This window comes from Rhodococcus sp. MEB041, assembly GCF_030208955.1.
Taxonomy (GTDB): Bacteria; Actinomycetota; Actinomycetes; order Mycobacteriales; family Mycobacteriaceae; genus Rhodococcoides.
Genome location: NZ_JARVSZ010000001.1, coordinates 737,873 through 756,640, shown reverse-complemented (window position 1 = coordinate 756,640; position 18,768 = coordinate 737,873). Strand labels below are relative to the sequence as shown.

The 18,768-nt window shown below is 69.0% G+C and carries 14 protein-coding genes; 9 read left to right on the top strand and 5 right to left on the bottom strand.

Features of this window, described 5'->3' with window-relative positions; translation table 11 throughout:
- Position 1 precedes the first annotated feature (1 nt).
- Positions 2–3,316: a UvrD-helicase domain-containing protein gene (locus QRN16_RS03545; RefSeq protein WP_285184639.1), complete on the bottom strand. Its 3,315-nt coding sequence runs from the start codon at positions 3,314–3,316 to the stop codon at positions 2–4.
- An 83-nt stretch (positions 3,317–3,399) separates the two neighbouring features.
- Entirely contained in the window at positions 3,400–6,735 is a 3,336-nt protein-coding gene (gene recC / locus QRN16_RS03540) for an exodeoxyribonuclease V subunit gamma (protein ID WP_285184638.1), read from the bottom strand.
- Positions 6,736–6,892: 157 nt separating this feature from the next.
- On the opposite strand from recC, the gene QRN16_RS03535 reads away from it, so the two are divergent.
- The 3 genes from QRN16_RS03535 to QRN16_RS03525 are packed head-to-tail and all read left to right on the top strand — an operon-like array spanning position 6,893 to position 10,708.
- The gene (locus QRN16_RS03535) at positions 6,893–8,290 is read left to right on the top strand and encodes an aspartate ammonia-lyase (protein ID WP_027504938.1); all 1,398 of its coding nucleotides are present in this window, start codon (positions 6,893–6,895) and stop codon (positions 8,288–8,290) included.
- 7 nt (positions 8,291–8,297) lie between these two features.
- Positions 8,298–9,761 (top strand): amino acid permease, encoded by a 1,464-nt coding sequence (locus tag QRN16_RS03530; protein ID WP_222632769.1) that lies wholly within the window; start codon positions 8,298–8,300, stop codon positions 9,759–9,761.
- On the top strand, positions 9,758–10,708 hold the full coding sequence (locus QRN16_RS03525; RefSeq protein ID WP_285184637.1) for an asparaginase: 951 nt from the start codon (positions 9,758–9,760) through the stop codon (positions 10,706–10,708). The genes QRN16_RS03530 and QRN16_RS03525 overlap by 4 nt, the downstream gene beginning before the upstream one ends.
- Here QRN16_RS03525 and QRN16_RS03520 read toward each other — a convergent pair.
- A complete protein-coding gene (locus tag QRN16_RS03520; RefSeq protein WP_056448549.1) occupies positions 10,692–11,246 on the bottom strand; it encodes a helix-turn-helix domain-containing protein in 555 nt (184 codons plus the stop codon). The two genes, QRN16_RS03525 and QRN16_RS03520, sit on opposite strands and share 17 nt — an antisense overlap.
- Before the next feature lie 74 nt (positions 11,247–11,320).
- Between QRN16_RS03520 and QRN16_RS03515 the strand changes: the two genes are divergently transcribed.
- The 3 genes from QRN16_RS03515 (at position 11,321) to QRN16_RS03505 (ending at position 13,900) form a co-directional block, all read left to right on the top strand.
- Positions 11,321–12,043, top strand: a complete 723-nt coding sequence (locus QRN16_RS03515; protein ID WP_285184636.1) for an AzlC family ABC transporter permease — start codon at positions 11,321–11,323, stop codon at positions 12,041–12,043.
- Complete coding sequence (locus tag QRN16_RS03510) at positions 12,040–12,351, top strand: AzlD domain-containing protein (RefSeq protein ID WP_285184635.1); 312 nt, start codon at positions 12,040–12,042, stop codon at positions 12,349–12,351. Before QRN16_RS03515 ends, QRN16_RS03510 begins: the two co-directional genes overlap by 4 nt.
- A 187-nt stretch (positions 12,352–12,538) precedes the next feature.
- Entirely contained in the window at positions 12,539–13,900 is a 1,362-nt protein-coding gene (locus QRN16_RS03505; RefSeq protein ID WP_056448351.1) for a dicarboxylate/amino acid:cation symporter, read from the top strand.
- On the opposite strand, the gene QRN16_RS03500 is transcribed toward QRN16_RS03505, so the two are convergent.
- The gene (locus QRN16_RS03500) at positions 13,897–14,325 is read right to left on the bottom strand and encodes a hypothetical protein (protein ID WP_222632980.1); all 429 of its coding nucleotides are present in this window, start codon (positions 14,323–14,325) and stop codon (positions 13,897–13,899) included. The genes QRN16_RS03505 and QRN16_RS03500 overlap by 4 nt on opposite strands.
- An 87-nt stretch (positions 14,326–14,412) precedes the next feature.
- On the opposite strand from QRN16_RS03500, the gene QRN16_RS03495 reads away from it, so the two are divergent.
- The 3 genes from QRN16_RS03495 to QRN16_RS03485 are packed head-to-tail and all read left to right on the top strand — an operon-like array spanning position 14,413 to position 18,427.
- Entirely contained in the window at positions 14,413–15,450 is a 1,038-nt protein-coding gene (locus tag QRN16_RS03495) for a GTP pyrophosphokinase (protein ID WP_056448346.1), read from the top strand.
- Between the two features lie 32 nt (positions 15,451–15,482).
- On the top strand, positions 15,483–17,756 hold the full coding sequence (locus tag QRN16_RS03490) for an ATP-binding cassette domain-containing protein (RefSeq protein WP_285184634.1): 2,274 nt from the start codon (positions 15,483–15,485) through the stop codon (positions 17,754–17,756).
- A gap of 20 nt (positions 17,757–17,776) precedes the next feature.
- Positions 17,777–18,427 carry a DedA family protein gene (locus QRN16_RS03485; RefSeq protein WP_285184633.1) on the top strand — a complete coding sequence of 217 codons (651 nt, stop codon included), beginning with the start codon at positions 17,777–17,779 and terminating at the stop codon, positions 18,425–18,427.
- A gap of 122 nt (positions 18,428–18,549) precedes the next feature.
- Here QRN16_RS03485 and QRN16_RS03480 read toward each other — a convergent pair whose 3' ends face one another.
- A complete protein-coding gene (locus tag QRN16_RS03480) occupies positions 18,550–18,756 on the bottom strand; it encodes a hypothetical protein (RefSeq protein ID WP_204868713.1) in 207 nt (68 codons plus the stop codon).
- Positions 18,757–18,768 lie beyond the last annotated feature (12 nt).

Sequence of the window (18,768 nt, the reverse complement as noted above, 5' to 3'; positions counted from 1 at the left end):
GTCACGACCGGACTCCTGCGAGCAGATCGGACAGCGCCGTCACGAGATCGGGGGACGGCGCCCAGGAGAAGACCCCGCGCCCGGGCGGAGTGTCCGGGCCGATCATGCCTCGGACGAAGTGGTACTGCACTCCTCCGAGGTGTACCCGGGGGTCGTATCCCGGTCGACGCCACCGCAGATAGCGATGCAGCGCAACGGAATAGAGCAGTGCCTGCAGCGGATAGTGCGACTCCATCATCTCGCCGGCCATGTCCTCGACCGTGAAGTCGTCGACGGTGAGGTCGCCACTTCTGATGCGATTGGTCTTGTAGTCCACCACCACGTAGCGGGAATCGTCGGACGACCCGACACGCAGGACCGTGTCGACACTGCCGGTGAGGTAGCCCCGGAGCGTCCGGTCGTCGAGTCGGCGCATCCGCTGCGGATAGGCCGCGAGCACGTCGTCCGAAGCGAGGTGGTGCGCCACGAGATCGGCGACGGCGTGCACGGTCACGTGCGCCGTCGCGGCGTGGTCACCGCCCGACAACGGGATCTCGAAGTCCATCTCGGCGAGCCTGTTCGACGGGTGGACCTCGGCGAGCGTGCCGGTGCCCGCCGCGCCGAAGTCCAGGGGCGTGCGCAGGACGGCCGTCAGCGCCCGAGAGAGATGATCCGCGTCGATGTCGGCACCGTGTGCCGAGACGGCCTCGACACACCGGCGCTGCACCTCTGCAGGCAGATCGTCGACGGAGGTGTCGACGTACTCGAGAATCTCGTGCACCAGGGTGCCGAACGCGGCTCCCGCGGGCAGACCGTTCATGAGCGAGGGGGCCCCCGCGCCCACACCTGCCGCGAACGGGTCCTCCACCGGTTCGTCGCCGAGTATCGGGTCCTCGGATTCGACGACCTCGACCGGCTGATCGTGCGCGCCCGCGGTCAGCGCGGAGTAGGACGTTCGCCGCCACGCGGTGTCCAGCCTCCGGTCGAAGTGCGCGACGGCCAGTGCGCCACCGCTTCTCTCGGACGTCCGCGCGGGCCGGGCCACCACCGTCACGTCCTGCACCGCCTCGACGCCGATCGCGCTGCCGCAGCGCGACTGCAGGGTCGTCGCCGCGGAGGCATCGTCCTGCAGGCGCACCGTCGACTCCGGTTCCGCGATGCCGGGCACTCTGCCGAAGAGCAGTCGATGCAACGGGGACGCCGCCGTGATCGCCGTCGGTGCCCACCACAGCACCAGACGGCACTGCGCGCGGGTCAGAGCGACGTAGAGGAGGCGCATCTCCTCGCCCGCCGCCTCCTCGTCGTGGCGCTGCTTGCGTTCGCGGTACCCCGGAGTGGAGGACCCACCGACGTCGCGCACACGCGCACCCTCGTCGTCGTGGAAGAGCAGGGTGTCCGGATCGAACGATCCGGCGGCACCCCACGCGAACGGGACGTACACGATCGGGAACTCCAACCCCTTCATCGCGTGCACCGTGGCCACCTGCACGGCCTCGGCATCGCTGTCGAGCCGTCGGCTGCGGTCGGCCACAGCGCCGCTCGTGGGGTCCTGGATCCGGTCGGCCAGCCAGCGGGTCAACGAGGTCACCCCGTGTCCGCCCTCGAGCGACTCGCGCTGGACGAGTTGCGCGACGTGCCGCAGGTCCGTCAGATCGCGTTCACCGGATTCGGTTGCCAGCAGACGTTTCTGGAGCTCGGTGGATCCGGTGAGATTCTCGACCATTGCCGCGAAGCCCACCCCCGTGACGAGCGCGGACCACTCGCGGCAGCGCGCACTCAGTGCGGAGGTCGCGGCGTCGCCACCCTCGTCGAGGCTGCGAGCAGACCATCCGAGCAACGGTGTGAGCGCGGCGCGCCGCACGACGTCGGCACGGTGCGGTTGCTCCAGTGCCTGCAGGAGCAGCAGCCAGTGCACCGCGGACTCGGTGGCGAACACCGACGAGCCGCCGTACAGCACGGACGGCACGCCGGCGCGCTCGAGAGCGGACCGCACCTGCTCGGCCTGTCTGCCCGACCGGACGAGCACGGCGATGTCTCCGGGAGCGACAGGCCTCGGCGACGCGCCGTCGACCGTCAGCGTCGCGTCGCCGTCGAGAAGCGCGACGATGTCCTGCGCGACGTCGTCGGCGATACGCAGTCGAACCTTCTCGGTGGCCGGGAGGCCCTTGTTGTTCAGCGGACCGGAGCCCGTTCGACCGAACACGCGCAGGCGCACTGGAAGCAGCGGGTCCCGCGTCGTGGCGGCCAGCAGACGAGGTTCCCGGTGCGATGCCGTCACCGGAGTGACGACGATGTCGGGATGTCCCAGTGCGGCACCCTCGTACAGGTGCGCGAGCGAGCCGATCACGGCCGCGTCGCTCCGCCAGTTGGTGGTGAGTGCCAGATGCCGGTCCGCCACCGCGACCGCGTCGAGGTAGCTGAGCACCTCGGCGCCGCGGAACGCATAGATGGCCTGCTTGGGATCACCGACGAGAACCAGGGTGCAGTGCCCGTGGAACGCCCTCCGCAGGATGGACCACTGCAGCGGGTCGGTGTCCTGGAACTCGTCGACGAGCACCACCGTGAACTTCTCGCGGACACGCGCGCACGCGGCCGGGCCGTGCGTCTCGTCCGACAGCACGCCGTGCAGGAGTTCGAGGAGGTCGTCGAAGTCACGGACCCCGAGCCGCCGCTTCCGGCGCTCGGTCTCCTCCCGCGCCTCGCGGGCCACCGCGACCCGCTGACCGGCCGCCGTGTCGCCGGGAGCGTCGGGACTGAGCACGGCCCGCCGGTCCGAGACCGCGGCCCGGGCCACCGTGCGCGCCTGCGCGACGGTCAGTGGCGGCGAACCGACCTCTGCGCTGTACCGACGCAGATACAGGTCGTCGACCACGTCGTCGACGAGATCGTCCACGGACTCGACGAAGGTCGCGTCCGGTTCCCGCTCACCCGCGATCCCGAGTCCGTCGAGCATGCGTTGGCAGAAGCTGTGCGTCGTGGCGATCGTCCCGGCGTCGAACTCCGACAGCGCCGTCAGCAGCCGAGTGCGCCGCAGCGCCACCTCGTCGTCGCCGACGTCGGCGAGCAGTGCGATCAGCTCGTCACCGCCCGTACGGGCCGCCGACGGATCCGCCAGGGCGGCCGCGACCTCGGCGAAGCGTGCACGCGTGCGTTCGCGAAGCTCGCGCGTCGCGCCCTTGCTGAACGTCACCAGCAGTACGCCCGCGATGTCGGTGACGCCCTCGGCGACGTAGCGGGCGGCGAGGCCCACGATGGCGTAGGTCTTGCCCGTGCCGGCGCTCGCCTCGAGCACGGTGGTGCCCAGCGGGAGCGGCCCGGTCAGATCGAACGTGCTCATCGCTGCTCCATACCTTCGAGAGCGCTCATCGCTGCTCCATACCTTCGGGAGCGCTCATCGCTGCTCCACACCTTCGGGAGCGCTCATCGCTGCTCCATGCTCTCGTGGGTGAGCAACGGCTGCCACACTCGTCGCGCGAGCACACCGAAGCGCGTGCCGTCGGCCGACCACTTCGCCTCGTCGGCGGCCGGAGGAATCGCTGTCCACTGCCCGAAGTCGACTCCGCTTCCGTGCACCAGAAGTACCGCCGGCTCCGTGACGTCGCCGAACCGATCCGAGAACTGCTGAGCTGCCGCCGCGAGGGCCATCTCCTCGCTGCTTCCCCGAACGACTCTGGCGGCGTACGCCTCCCCGGACTTCAGCGCCAGGGGCAGTGGCTCGCGCAGACCGCGGTCGCGCAGGTCCGCCAGCTCTGCCAGAACCGCGCGGGCGTCCTCGGGTGTCGTGAGGGTCGACCGCGACACGGGCCGTGAGGACCGACCCCGCGCGGTGGTGACCGCCGTCCACCCGTCCGAGCCGCTCTGCGCCGCGACCGCCAGCAGGTGGATCCAGGCCTCCAGTCGCCGCTTCGGGGCCATCCTCGAATAGGACGTACGCGCCACGGTGGTGCCGTGCACCCCGGGAACGGTGCCCGTGAGCCGCCGCCCCCCGTCCAGATCCACGACGACGTCCACACTCTCCGGAGGCCCGACGTGAATCTCGGCCGCCGCGTCGGCGATGGGCACCACGTCGTTCTCGATCTGCTCGAGCAGGCGCGCACCCTGCGCGAAGGGCGGCAGCGTTCCGCGGCGCCACTCCGCGGCCCGGAAGTCGGCCAGTTCCACACCGGTCAGGAGCGCCGACAGCATGCGCTCTCCGATGTCCCAGGCCGACAGCGCGTCCAGCTCCACGGCGAGGGCGTCGACGACGTCGTCGTCCCGCCCCGACAGACCCACCTTCAGTCGCTGCCGCACGAACGCGGTGACGGGGCTCTGCACGAACGCCACCAGCTCCGCCAACGCCACGTCCGCGGAGTCTCGCGCTGGAAGCGGACCATCGAGGAACGGCTGCCGCGGAACGAAGGGAGCGCTCGCCGCCACCGCGCCCGCGAGCGCGGCACTGTCGAACCCGGCGGGAGCGCTGCCGTCGAAGATCGACGGATCGAACGGCTGCAGCGGGTGCCGCGTGACCGCGCGGTTGTTCTCGACCCCCGCCGTGGCCGCCACGACCTCGATGACCTCGGACAACGGGATGGCGGGAGGTTCGTGGGCACCCGACACCGGATTCGCCCCGGTGTGGAAGAGAACCAATTTCTCGCCGGCCGACATGAGGGCGTCGAGCAGCAGCTGACGGTCCTCGCTGCGGATGTCACGCTCGCCGATCAGCGCACCGCGTGCGAGGACGTCGTCGCCGTCGAGGTGGCCGGCGCGTGGGAAGACGTCGTCGTCGAGCCCGAGCAACACCACCACCCTGTGCGGCACCGACCGCATCGGGACCATGGTGCACACCGTCAGTTCTCCGGTGCGGAAGTTCGATCGCGTCGGGCGCCCGGCCAGGCGATCGCGCAACATCGACCGGATGTCGGCGAGCTGCAGGGAGATGTCGTCACCGTGTTCCAGCGCGGCGGACAGTTCCCGCAGCGCGTCGACCCGATGTCGGACGTCGGCCGGCCCGACCTCGGTGAGCAGGTCGATCGCTCGGATCAGGCTCGCGCGCCACGTCCGGACCGGATGCTCGCCCCGCATACCGCGCAACACGACAGAGACCCGGTCGACCAGTTCTGCGTACCGACCGGCGAGATCGATGTCGTTCCCGTCGACGTCGTCCACGGGAAGGGCCAGGCCCAGCCAGTCCCCCGTGGTCTCGTCGGCAGCGGCGCCCAGCAGCAGTCGGTCCATGGCCGCGGTGAATGTGTTCTGACGAAAGTCGCCCAGACCGAACAACTCTCGCTGCACAGAGTCGATGCCCCATCGCGCACCGGACACCCGTGTCCACTCGGCGAGCCGTTCGAGATCGTCGTCGGAGAAGCGGAACCGGGTCCGCACAGCCTCGGACGCAGCGAGATCGAGCATCTGCGACGCGGTGACGCGGTCCCCTGCCATCTCGATCATCGCCGCGATCACGTCGAGCACGGGATTGGTGCGCCGGAGCCCCCGATCCGCCAGCCGCACGCGGAGTCCGTGCGCCGGGTGCGCCGAGGGATCGCCCACCGCGCCCTCGTTCCCGAAGGCCGCTCGCACGAGCGGAGCGAAGGTGTCCACGTCCGGGCACATGATCAGGACGTCGCGCGGTTCGAGCGTCGGATCGTCCTGGAAGAGATGCAGCAAGGTGTCGCGCAGCACGTCGACCTGCCGGGCGGGGCCGTGGCAGGCGTGGATCTGCACGCTGTCGTCCATCCCCGGGACGTCGGGCGCGGCCGGGGCGCGGTCGACCACGATGTCGTTCTGCATCCGCCTCAGGACCGTCGTCGACGCCTCGACACGCCGCGCGTCGGACCGCTCCGGATCGGGGAGATGGCGGTCCGCATCGGCCGTCGGTTCGAGAAGCGGTTGCAACTCGCGCACGTCGCGGCCGAGGCTCACCAGCAGGGGATGACCCGCCGTCGACACCGGCGGCGCGTCGACACGCCGCACCGACCCGGCGCCCGCACGCCGGGACGTCGCAGCCCACGAGACCGGGCTGGGGTGTGGCAGCCACAGATGGACGTCGCGGTGATCGGCCACCGCCCGCAGCACGCGTCGCTGCAGGGTGGTGAGACGGGTCGCCCCGAACAGGGACAGGCGCGACGGAAGATCGAGCATCGACCCGTCCTCGGCGAGGGCGTCGCAGACCGGGTCCAGTCTCTCCGCGGGGCCGGGCACCCCGATGCGCTCCCGCACCCGGCGCCACAGCTCCGCCTGCCACAGGAGATCCGGCGCGAGCGGGGCACCGGCGCCGTCCGTTTCGGCACCGGCCGCCCAGTCGACGATCATCGAGGGCCGTTGTGCGGCATACGAACGGAAGAGCCCGGACACGTGGGACGCGGTGGACCAGCGTCGACCACGGCGGTGATCGTCGGGCGCCGCCGCCGCACCGCCGATGCTCCGGGAGAGAACTGAGCACCAGGGTTCGGTCGAACACTCGTCGATCACGCGTAGGACAGTCCACAGCAACGGGCCCGCGGCCCACGGATCCGAGTCGGCGTCCACGCCCGTCACCACGGCCAGGACGTCGTCGACCAGGCGGCCGGGCGACGGGAAGTCGATGTTCGCCGCGATGCCGTCCGACACTCCTGCCGCCCCCAACGAGAGGGAGAGCCGTTGTCGGAGCCACCGCTCCACGCCCTTCGCCGGGACCGCGACGACGTCTGCGGCGAAGGCGTCCGCGAGGGGCTCGGCGAGCAGCGTCGCGAGACCGGTGGCCAACGTGCTCGCGCGTTCGGCGCGGTGGAGCTCGAGCACGTGGCCCTCCTGGAACGTCGTGGTGTCCCACCGACCGTGAGGTCCGGTGTCGACCCGACCGTAGCGCCCGGCTCCGACAGATCACCGTTGACATCCACTGTGCCGTGGTTCACACTCAACCTGTCAGACAGCCTGACAGCAAGCGAAGGAGAACGCCGTGGCCGCCACCCGTACCGAGCACGACCTGCTGGGAGAGCGCGAGGTGCCCGCCGACGTGCTGTGGGGCATCCACACTCTGCGCGCCACCGAGAACTTCCCCATCACCGGACGACCGATCTCGTCGAACACCAAGCTGATCCGCGCGCTCGCCGCCGTGAAGTACGCGGCCGCGGCGGCCAACATCGAACTGGGTCTTCTCGACGAGGTGCGCGGCGACGCGATCCTGCAGGCCGCCCGCGAGATCCTGGACGGCCGGTGGCACGACCAGTTCGTCGTCGACGTGATCCAGGGCGGCGCCGGCACGTCGACCAACATGAACGCCAACGAGGTCATCGCCAACCGCGCGCTGGTGCTGCTCGGCCACCGTCCCGGCGAGTACGCGCACCTGCACCCCAACGAGCACGTCAACCTCGGCCAGTCGACCAACGACGTCTACCCCACCGCCTGCAACATCGCGACGATCCTCGCGGTGGCCGACCTGTCCGAGTCGATGCGCATCCTGCAGGACGCCTTCCGCGCGAAGGCAGAGGAGTTCCGCGCCATCGTCAAGATGGGCAGGACCCAGTTGCAGGACGCCGTGCCGATGACACTGGGCCAGGAGTTCGGCACGTTCGCCGTCATGATCGACGAGGACCGCGCCCGCCTCGAGGAGGCGTCACTGTTGGTGCACGAGATCAACATCGGCGCCACCGCGATCGGTACCGGACTCAACGCCGCCCCCGGCTACCGCGAGGCAGCGGTCCGGCACCTCCGCGAGATCACCGCACTCCCCCTCGTCAGCGCGACGGATCTCGTCGAGGCCACGCAGGACGTCGGTCAGTTCGTGCATCTCTCGGGAGTACTCAAGCGGTGCGCCGTGAAGCTGTCGAAGGTGTGCAACGACCTCCGCCTCCTCTCCTCGGGACCGCGTGCAGGGTTCGGCGAGATCGACCTGCCCGCAGTACAGGCGGGCTCGTCGATCATGCCCGGCAAGGTCAACCCCGTCATCCCCGAGGTGCTCAACCAGGTGGCCTTCCAGGTCATCGGCCAGGACGTCACCATCACGATGGCGGCCGAGGCAGGTCAGCTGCAGCTCAACGCCTTCGAGCCCATCATCATGGAGTCGCTCACCTCCGGCATGACGCACCTGGGTGCGGCCTGCCGGACGCTCGCGGACAAGTGCGTCGTGGGGATCACCGCGCACGAGGCCCACCTGCGAGACAGCGTCGAACACTCCATCGGACTGGTCACGGCACTCAACCCGCACATCGGATACCAGGCCGCCACCGAGATCGCCAAGGAGGCACTCGAGAGCGGACGAGGAGTCGCGGAGCTGGTGCTCGAACGCGGCCTCCTGACAGCGACACGTCTCGAAGAACTGCTCCGCCCCGAACATCTCGCGAACCTCCAGAACTGAGGACCCGATGACCACGACCACCGATCAGCACGGCGCCGACGACGCCCTCCACGCCGCCGAGAACGACGGCTATCACAAAGGCCTGAAAACGCGGCAGGTCCAGATGATCGCCATCGGCGGCGCCATCGGAACCGGCCTCTTCATGGGTGCAGGCGGACGTCTGGCGCAGGCCGGCCCGGCACTCGTCATCGCGTACGCGGTATGCGGGTTCTTCGCTTTCCTCATCCTTCGGGCGCTCGGCGAACTGGTGCTGCACCGGCCCACGTCCGGGTCCTTCGTGTCCTACGCTCGCGAGTTCTTCGGGGAGAAGGCCGCCTTCGTCTCCGGGTGGCTGTACTGGCTCAACTGGTCGATGACCGCCGTCGTCGACGTGACCGCCGTGGCGCTCTACATGAACTTCTTCGGCCGCTACTGGGACCCGATCGCGTCGGTACCGCAGTGGGTCTTCGCCCTCGCCGCACTGCTGCTGGTTCTGTCGCTGAACCTGGTGTCGGTCAAGGTCTTCGGCGAGCTGGAGTTCTGGTTCGCCCTGATCAAGGTGCTCGCCCTGGTGGCGTTCCTGTGCATCGGCCTCTACCTCCTCGTCAGGGGGACACCGAACCAGGAGCAGGGCCTGTCGATGATCGCCGACAACGGCGGGCTGATCCCCAACGGTCTGCTGCCCGCCGTCGTCATCATCCAGGGCGTCGTGTTCGCCTACGCCTCCATCGAGCTGGTCGGTACCGCCGCGGGCGAGACGCCGAACCCCGAGAAGGTCATCCCGAAGGCGATCAACACCGTCATCATCCGCATCGCGGTCTTCTACGTCGGGTCCGTGCTGCTGCTGTCGCTCCTGCTGCCCTACTCCGCCTACCGCGCGGGTGAGAGCCCGTTCGTCACGTTCTTCGGCTCGATCGGAGTCGAGGGCGCGGACACCGCCATGAACCTCATCGTCCTGACGGCGGCGCTGTCCTCGCTCAATGCCGGGCTCTACTCGACCGGTCGCATCCTCCGATCGATGGCCGCGGCGGGCAGCGCGCCGCGCTTCGCGATGAAGATGAGCAAGGCCGGCGTGCCCTACGGCGGGATCCTGCTCACGGCAGCGGTTACCCTGCTCGGAGTGGTGCTGAACGCGGTGGTGCCCGAGCAGGCGTTCGAGATCGTGCTCAATCTCGCCGCGCTCGGCATCGTCAGCGCCTGGGCCATGATCGTGTTGTGCCAGCTCAAGCTCTGGCACCTGTCGAAGGAGGGCGTGGTGACGCGGCCGTCCTTCCGGTTGTTCGGCGCCCCGTACACCGGCATCGCCACCCTCGTCTTCCTGGTGGTCGTCCTGGTCCTGATGGGCTTCGACTACCCGATCGGCACCTGGACGCTCGCCTCCCTCCTGGTCATCGTTCCCGCGCTGGTCATCGGCTGGCGCGCAGCGCGCCCGGGCATCGAGCGGCTCGCCCGCGAGCGCGCCCGTGCGGGAGGGGGAACGGTCGCCCGATGAGTTCACCCGCACTGCCGACGGTCGTCGTCCTGACCACCGGCGGAACCATCGCCAGCCGCGTCGGCCCCGACGGTGTCAGCACCACGGGCCGTCACGCCCACGACGTCCTGGTGGATGCCGGACTCCGCGTGGGAGTCCGGGTCCGAGTCACCGACGTCCTGTGCGTCGACAGTGCCGCGATGTCGCTCCTCGACATGGACACCGTCCGCGGCGCCGTCACCGCGGCGCTGCGTGACGACGCGGTGAGCGGTGTCGTCGTCCTGCACGGCACCGACTCCCTCGAGGAGACGGCGATGCTGATCGATCTCTCCCACACCGACGTTCGCCCCGTCGTGATCACCGGCGCCCAACGCACCGCGGACCACGTCGAGAGCGACGGCCCGCACAACGTCGAGTCGGCGCTCCGCGTGGCCGCCGATCCCGAGCGACGGGGCCACGGTGTACTCGTCGCCTTCGGCCCGCGAATTCTCCGGGCCCGCGGGGTACGGAAATCGCACACGACCGCGCTCGATGCCTACTCCGGAACGCCGGCGGTGGACCCGGTTCCGCGGGAGACGCTGCCGGACAGTTCGATCGACGGGATCCGGGTCGACGTGGTCGCGCTCTACCCGGGTGTCGACGGACTCGTCATCGACGCCCTGCGGTCCGCCCGCACCGACGGGATCGTGCTGCAGGCGATGGGCGCGGGCAATGCGAACGCCGCCGTCGTCGACGCTGTGCACCGGTGTACCGATGCCGGTGTCCCGGTGATGTTGTCGACGCGGGTGCCGTCCGGCGGTGTCGTCACCACCTACGGCGGCGGCGGAGGGGGCGCCGACCTGGTACGTGCCGGCGCGGTGTCCGCGGGCGACCTCAGTCCCGCCCAGGCGCGAATCCTGCTGTGCGCGTTGCTGAGCAACCGCCTGCCGGTCACAGCGGATCTGGCCTCGATCAGTACTGCTCGGTGACCATCACCGCAGTCGTCCCGTTCTCGAGTGCCTCGAACACGTGGGGCACGTCGCCGGGGTACGACAGGTAGTCCCCCGGCCCCAGCTCCTCGGTCGCGTCCACCGGCCCGCACACCGCCCGGCCGGACGACACCACCACGTGTTCGATCACCCCGTGCATGTGCGGATCGGACAGCCGGGGCGTCCCCACCTCGGCGGCGAGCAGGTACAGGTCGCGGCGGGCGGTCGGTGGGCAGGACGACAGCAGTGTCGCGGTGTAGTCCGACGACTCCGCGGCGATCGACGGACCCTCACCGCGTCGTACCAGGCGGACCTCCTGCCGCGGCGGTTCCACCAGGCGCGCGAAGGGCACGTTCAGCGTCACGCTCAGAGCCCACAGCGTCTCGACGCTGGGATTGCCCGTTCCCGACTCGAGCTGGGAGAGGGTCGACTTCGCGATACCCGCGCGCCGGGCCACCTCGGCGAGAGACAGGCCCGTACGTCGACGCTCCCGGACGAGCGACGCGGCGATCGCGGCGATGGGTGCGCTGTCGGACATGACTGCATGATGCCACAGTGTTCTTCTCACACTCCCCTCGTTCGCCTTGACGAACGGCACCGCGACCGTTCACCATGAGCACCATGCGTTCGATATGGCGAACACCCCTGTGGCTCACGCTCCGGGACGACCCCGACGTGGCGGTGCGGGACATTGCCGTGGTGTGCCTGGCCGACACCCTGGTCGGTGCCTCGCTCGGTGCGATCGCCGTCGCCTCCGATCTGCCGTGGTGGCTCCCCTGCCTCCTGTCGATCGCGGTCTTCGCGGGCGCCTCGCAGTTCGTCTTCGTCGGAGTACTCACCGGCGGCGGCAGCGTTGTGGCCGCGGTGTCCAGCGCGCTCCTCATCAACGGCAGACTGCTTCCGCTCAGCTTCTCGGTGGCACCGCTGCTCGGTGACCGACTTGCCGCACGACTGCTCGGGGCCCATCTGGTCACCGACGAGTCGGTCGCCTTCTCGATGGCCTCGACCACCAGGCGGGGCAGGACCCTCTCGTTCTGGTTCTGCGGCGCGTTCCTCTTCCTCGCGTGGAATCTGGGCGTGCTGGCCGGTGTGGGCCTCGGCGCCGGCGTGGAGAGCGCGGAGTCGCTCGGACTCGACGCCGCCTTTCCTGCCGTCCTGCTCGCACTCGTGATGCCCTCCCTGCGCGATCGCGTGACACGCATCGCCGCGGGTGTCGGCGCCGTGGTCGCCGTCGCCGCTGGGGTCGTGGTGCCCGCCGGCGTCTCCGTGGTGCTCGCCCTGATCGCCGTCATGCCGTTCGTGCTCCGACACGGGCGTAGGAACGACGCCTCGTGAGCACCGGGGCCATTCTCGCGGGTGTCGCCGCACTCGCCGTCGGCACGTTCGCGTTCCGCCTGATCGGGATCACGCTGCGCGGGCGCCGGGAACTGTCCGCGCCGGCCGAGAAGTCGATGACCACGGCGGTCGCCGTCGTGTTCGTCGCCCTCGTCGCGACCTCGACGTTTCCCCGTGACGCGGGCCTCGCACTCCCCGCCGGGGTCCTCGTCGCCGCTGTTCTCGCCTGGCGCAGAGCGCCTTTCGTGCTCGTGGTCGTCGCCGCAGCGGCAGTCACCGCGGGCCTGCGCTGGCTCGGCGTCAGCTGACCCGGGCACGGGCGTAGCATCGTCCGAGTGCCCTTGCTCCTGACCTCGCGTCGCTACGTCGACCTTCGCCTGCAGGCCAGCGCCATCTGTCGATAGACCGTGTTCCTCCCCGGTCCACTCGTCCACCGCGCACCCTTTTTCTCGGCCGTTGTTCTCGGCCGCCCCAGCATTCTCGGAAGGCACCACCATGTCCGCGCCCAGCGCTGCCCCCACCCGTCGACTGCCGCACTGGCTCACGTCGTTCGGGCCCCAGATCGTCGCCGGGTTGATCCTCGGCGTCATCGTCGGACTGATCGCCCGATCCATGCCCGACGCCGCCGACGGCAACCCCAACTGGCTCGTCGAGACGGTGTCGACCATCGGATCGAGCTACGTCAAACTGCTCACCGTCGCCGTGGTGCCCCTCGTGTTCACGGCCATCGTCAGCTCCATCGCCAACCTGCGCGCCGTCACCAACGCGGCACGCCTGGCGGGCCAGACCCTGCTCTGGTTCGCGATCACCGCGTTCATCGCCGTGATCGTCGGCATCATCATCGGGCTTGTCGCGCAACCGGGTTCGCGCACCGGCGTCTCGCCAGATCTCGGGAAGGAACCGTCGAGCACAGGGTCGTGGTGGTCGTTCCTCACCGGCCTCGTCCCCAACAACTTCCTGGCGCTCGGCGCCCGCACCAGCGAGACCGAGGGTGCGCTGAGCACCACACTGAACTTCAACATCCTGCAGCTGCTCGTCGTCGCCGCGGCGATCGGTATCGCCGCGCTGAAGGTGGGCAAGGCGGCCGAGCCGTTCCTGACGTTCAACGCCTCTCTGCTCGCGATCGTGCAGAAGGTGCTGTGGTGGATCATCCGGTTGGCCCCCATCGGTACGGCGGCGCTCATCGCCAACGCCGTCGCCACGTACGGCTGGGACGCGATCGGCTCACTGGGCGTCTTCACGGTCTCGGTGTACGTCGGACTCGCCATCGTGTTCTTCGTCGTCTACCCGATCATCGTTCGGGCGCACGGTCTCTCGATCCGCAACTTCTACTCGGGCGTGTGGCCCGCGACGCAGCTCGGCTTCGTCTCCCGCTCGTCCATCGGCACCCTGCCGCTGACCCAGCGCGTCACCGAGCGCAATCTCGGTGTGCCCCGCGAGTACGCGTCGTTCGCGGTTCCGCTCGGCGCCACCACCAAGATGGACGGTTGCGCGGCCATCTACCCGGCCATCGCCGCGATCTTCGTCGCCCAGTTCTACGGCGTCGACCTCACGATCACCGACTACCTGCTCATCGTGGTCGTCTCCGTGATCGGCTCCGCGGCGACGGCGGGCACCACCGGTGCCACGGTCATGCTGACCCTGACGCTGTCCACGCTCGGCCTGCCGCTCGCCGGTGTCGGCCTGCTGCTCGCCGTCGAGCCGATCGTCGACATGGGTCGCACCGCCGTCAACGTCACCGGCCAGGCGCTGATCCCGGCCATCGTCGCCAAGCGCGAAGGCATCCTGGACCAGGAGCGGTTCGACGCCCCGCGCAACGGCGACCCGTTCGTCGACGACGTGGAGCTCGCGCGCTAACTCACGAACAGCGGCCCGCGCACGAAACCCACGATCAACACCAGTAGTCCGCCGATCTCGGTGGCCGCGAGCGCATACATGAACGCATGCGTTCCCGGCACCGGGCGGACGAACTGGTTGTCGGTGTCGCGCAGGAATCCGTGCACCACGTAGCTGACGATCGCAGCGACGAAGAAGAAGACGACAGCCCCCGACGCGACCAGATTCACCCACGTCGGCCACGCGCCGAAGTGCACCAGCGGCACCAGGACCAGAGTCGCGAACGAGTACATCAGCGCCGCCCGGTGAGCGATGTCCACGTACGGATGCGCCTGCCCGTTCTCGGACGTCGCCATCTGGCGGAATTTCCAGACGCCGAGGATCAACGCGGCCAACAGGATCAGTGCGGACGCCAGGATCAGGAGCGTCGCGTCCCAGTCGACCACGCGTGCGGGAAGGCCGGAGGCCGGTCGGGTCGGGCCGCTACGGAGCGTCACGCGAGCATTGGACCATGGTGGGGCAGAATCTCCACCATGCGCCCCACGTCGTCCCCACCCTCACCGTCAGGGCTGCACAGCTCCGTCGAGGAGTACCGCGCGCGGTGGGATCACTTCGCCGCGGCCACGGCAGCGCTGTCGGCCGCCGTCGAGACGTTCGTCTCCGAGGCGGACATCGACATCGACGCCGTCGAGGCACGTACCAAGTCCGTGGAGTCCGCTGCCGGCAAGTTCGCCCGCCTCCGTGAGGACGGGTCGCTCGAGTTCACCGATCCGCTCGCCGAGGTCACCGATCTCGTCGGAATCCGCGTCATCACATATCTGACGTCGGACATCGACCGCGTCGCGGACGCCATCTCGAAGCACTTCGTGCTGCTCAAAACCATCGACAAGTCGTCCCTCGCCCAGGAGTCCGGCGTGTTCGGCTATGCCGGACGGCACCTCATCCTCAGTGCGGACGGCGACCGCGTCCCGGCGGGATGCGAGCAGTTCACCGGCCTCGGCTTCGAGGTGCAGATCCGTACCGTGCTGCAGCACGCCTGGGCGGAGATCGAACACGACATCCGGTTCAAGAACTCCCGCACGCAGGGTTCGCCCACCATCGACCGGGCGTTCACGCTCGCGGCGGGGCTGATCGAACTCGCGGACGCCCAGTTCGAACTCGCCGATCGGCACCACAAGGAGAAGATCACGGAACTGCGCGCGGCAGATGCCGCACGCGGGATGGATCTCCAGCTCACCGCCGATCAGCTGCGCACCATCGTCACCGACCTCCTTCCCGACTACACCCCCAGTCGGAGCGGTCACTACGAGTGGCTGCTGACTCTCGTCAACGCGAACGGGATCACGACGGGCGCGGAACTCGAGGAGGCCCTCGACCCCGCACGAGTCGAGTACGTGACGGCGGCCATGGACTACCAGTACCGCCCAGGTCAGGTGCGGATGGTGGACGACCTCCTGCTGGACCGCTTCGGCGAGGCCCACATCGCGCGCACCTCCTCGCTCACCACCGAGCGTGACCGTCCGGGCAAGTTGCGCTACCGACTGAGCAAGTTGCAGGGCCAGTCCGGCTGACGGGTGTCCGCTCGGTCTGGTATCCCTACGGCGTGACGACGCCACCGAACGACGCTCTGTCCACCATCACCGTGCGCGGCGCGCGGGAGAACAATCTGCGTGACATCGACATCGATCTCCCCAAACGGTCGCTGATCGTGTTCGCCGGGGTGTCGGGGTCCGGCAAGAGCTCGCTCGTGTTCGACACGATAGCCGCGGAGGCGCAGCGGCAGATCAACTCCACGTTCAGCGCATTCGCCCAGACCTTCCTGCCGTCCTACGGTCGGCCGGACGCCGATCTCATCGCCAACCTGTCGGCCGTCGTCATCGTCGACCAGAAGCGCCTCTTCGGCAGCCCTCGCTCCACCGTCGGCACCATCACCGACATCGGCGACTGGCTCCGCATGCTGTGGTCGCGCGGAGTCACCCCGTCCATCGGCTATGCCAACGCGTTCTCGTTCAACGATCCTGCCGGCATGTGTCCCGAGTGCGAGGGGTTGGGCGAGGCGAAGGTCATCGACATCGACGAGTTGGTGGATCAGTCGAAGTCGTTGCGTGAGGGCCCCGTGAAGCACCCGGACTTCCTGCCCGGCAAGTGGCCCTACCGGCTGTACGCGGACTCGGGACTGTTCGATCTCGACGTTCCCCTCGAGCAGTACTCCCCGCGCGAGCGGCACCTGTTCTTCGACGCGTCGCCCGGCGAGGTCGAGATGGTCAACCCGGACGCCGTGTTCAAGACGTACGAGGGGCTGCTCTCCCGGTTCCGTCGAAGCTATCTCTCCAAGGATGCCGACGCGTTGAAGGGCAAGTCGAAGGAGGCGTACGACCGTATCGTCACGCGGGGAGTGTGCCCGTCCTGCAGGGGAACTCGACTCAACGAGACGGTGCACGCCGCGACGCTCGAGGGACTCTCGATCCCCGACGCGTTCGCGATGCAGGTCTCCGACCTCGCCGACGTCATGGACACGTGGGCGCTCGGCGACCTGGACGGCCCACGCCGCGAGGTGGTGACACAGCTCCGTCGACTGGTCGATCTCGGACTCGGGTACCTGAGCCTCGATCGTGCGACGTCCTCGCTGTCGGGCGGCGAGTCCCAGCGCATCAAGATGGTGCGCCACCTCGGCGCCACCCTCAACGACATGCTGTACGTCTTCGACGAGCCCACCACCGGGCTGCACCCGCGCGACGTGCACCGGCTGAACGACATGCTGCTCGCGTTGCGCGACAAGGGGAACACCGTGCTCGTCGTCGAACACGACGCGGAGGTGATGGCCATCGCCGACCGCATCGTCGAGATCGGCCCAGGCGCCGGAAAGCACGGCGGCACGGTGGTCTTCGAGGGCACCTGGCCCGAACTGCGGCAGTCCGAGACGCGTACCGGGACGGCGCTGCGTCGAGACGGTCGATCGCGGCGCACCCCGCGCACTCCGAACGGGTGGATGCGCATAGAGAACGCCGACAGCCACAATCTGAAGAACGTGTCGGTGGACATCCCGCTCGGCGTTCTCGTGGCGGTCACCGGTGTCGCGGGCTCGGGCAAGTCGAGTCTGATCCACGGCCACCTCCGCGACGTCCGGCCCGACGCGGTGGTCAACGACCAGGCACCCATCCGCGGTTCGCGCCGCTCCTCCCCCGCCACCTACACCGGACTGCTCTATCCGATCCGTGCACACTTCGCCAAGCGAACGGGACAACCCGCAGCGCTGTTCTCGCCGAACTCGGACGGAGCCTGCCCCGACTGTCAGGGCACCGGCATGATCTTCACCGACCTCGGCTTCACCGACCCGGTGTCGAGTACGTGCGAGACCTGCCAGGGTCGACGCTTCCGCTCCGGCGCGATCAAGCACACCGTCGACGGCGTCTCGATCGCCGACGTCTTCGACATGTCCGTCGACGAGGCCCGCGAATTCTTCACCGTGAAGAAGGTGCGCGACGTACTCCGGCGGTGCAGTGATGTCGGTCTCGGTTATCTGTCCCTGGGCCAGAACCTGACGTCCCTGTCCGGCGGCGAGCGTCAGCGCCTCAAGCTCGCGACGGAACTCGTGGGCAACTCCCCGGTCCTGGTGCTCGACGAGCCCACCACCGGACTGCACTCGTCCGACGTGGACAACCTGGTCGGACTGCTGTCCGGCATGGTCGACGAGGGTCGATCGGTCATCGTGATCGAGCACAACATGGACGTCGTCGCGGCCGCCGACTGGGTCGTGGACCTCGGTCCCGACGGGGGTCACGACGGCGGCGAGGTGGTGTTCACGGGCACCGTCGACGAGCTCGTTCTGACCCGGACGCACACCGGCACCCACCTCGCGCGGGCTCTCGCGGAGTAAACCCCCGGTAAAGTGCGGGCATGAGCGACACCGTCACCGCTGCCGCCAGTACGGAACTGGGTGGAATCGCAGGCTGGGCCGTCAGCCTGATGGAGAGCATCGGCGGGCCGGGCGCCGGCATCGCCGTGGCCGCCGAGAACTTCTTCCCACCGCTGCCCAGCGAGATCATCCTCCCGCTGGCCGGGTTCACCGCGTCGCAGGGTGGCTTCTCCCTCGCGAGCGCACTGTTCTGGACCACGCTCGGATCGGTGCTCGGCGCTCTCGGCCTCTACTGGCTGGGCAAGAAGCTGGGCCGCGACCGGATGTACGCCGCCGTGGACAGGATGCCGTTCGTCAGCACGGACGATCTGACCAAGGCCGACGAATGGTTCGTGCGCCACGGCCGCTCCGCCGTGTTCTTCGGTCGGATGATTCCGCTCGTGCGATCCGGCATCTCGGTGCCCGCAGGCGTGTCCGAGATGCCGGTCCTGCAGTTCCTGCTCTACACGACGCTCGGCAGCCTCCTGTGGAACACGATCTTCGTGCTCGCGGGCTACTTCCTCGGGGAGAACTGGCACTACGTCGAGGATTACGCCTCGGTGTTCCAGTACGTCGTCATCGGGCTCATCGCGGTGGCGGTGGTGGTGCTGGTGACCAAGCGAGTCCGACGGCGCCGACGGTCGGACGCCTGACCGCACCCGTCACCGGCCCCCGCACCGCCGCCTCGCCCGACCCCCCCGCGAGTACGCCGATATTGTCGTTGTGCGGCCCGCAATCACGACAGTTCGGACGTACTCGCGAGGGTGTGACTGCCCTACTGCGCGAGCGTCGCCGCAGCCTGGGCCCACAGAAAATACTTGTTGGTGCCGAGATCGCGCACCGTGGTGATGTTGAAGGCGGCCTTCAACTTCTCCGCGTCGCCGTCGCTGACGCCCTTCAGAGCCGCGACCGGCGCGTCGGCCAGTTCCTCGATGGACTTGTCCGCGTATGCCTTGTCGAACTTGTCGGCGATGCCTGCCATGACGTCCTCCTG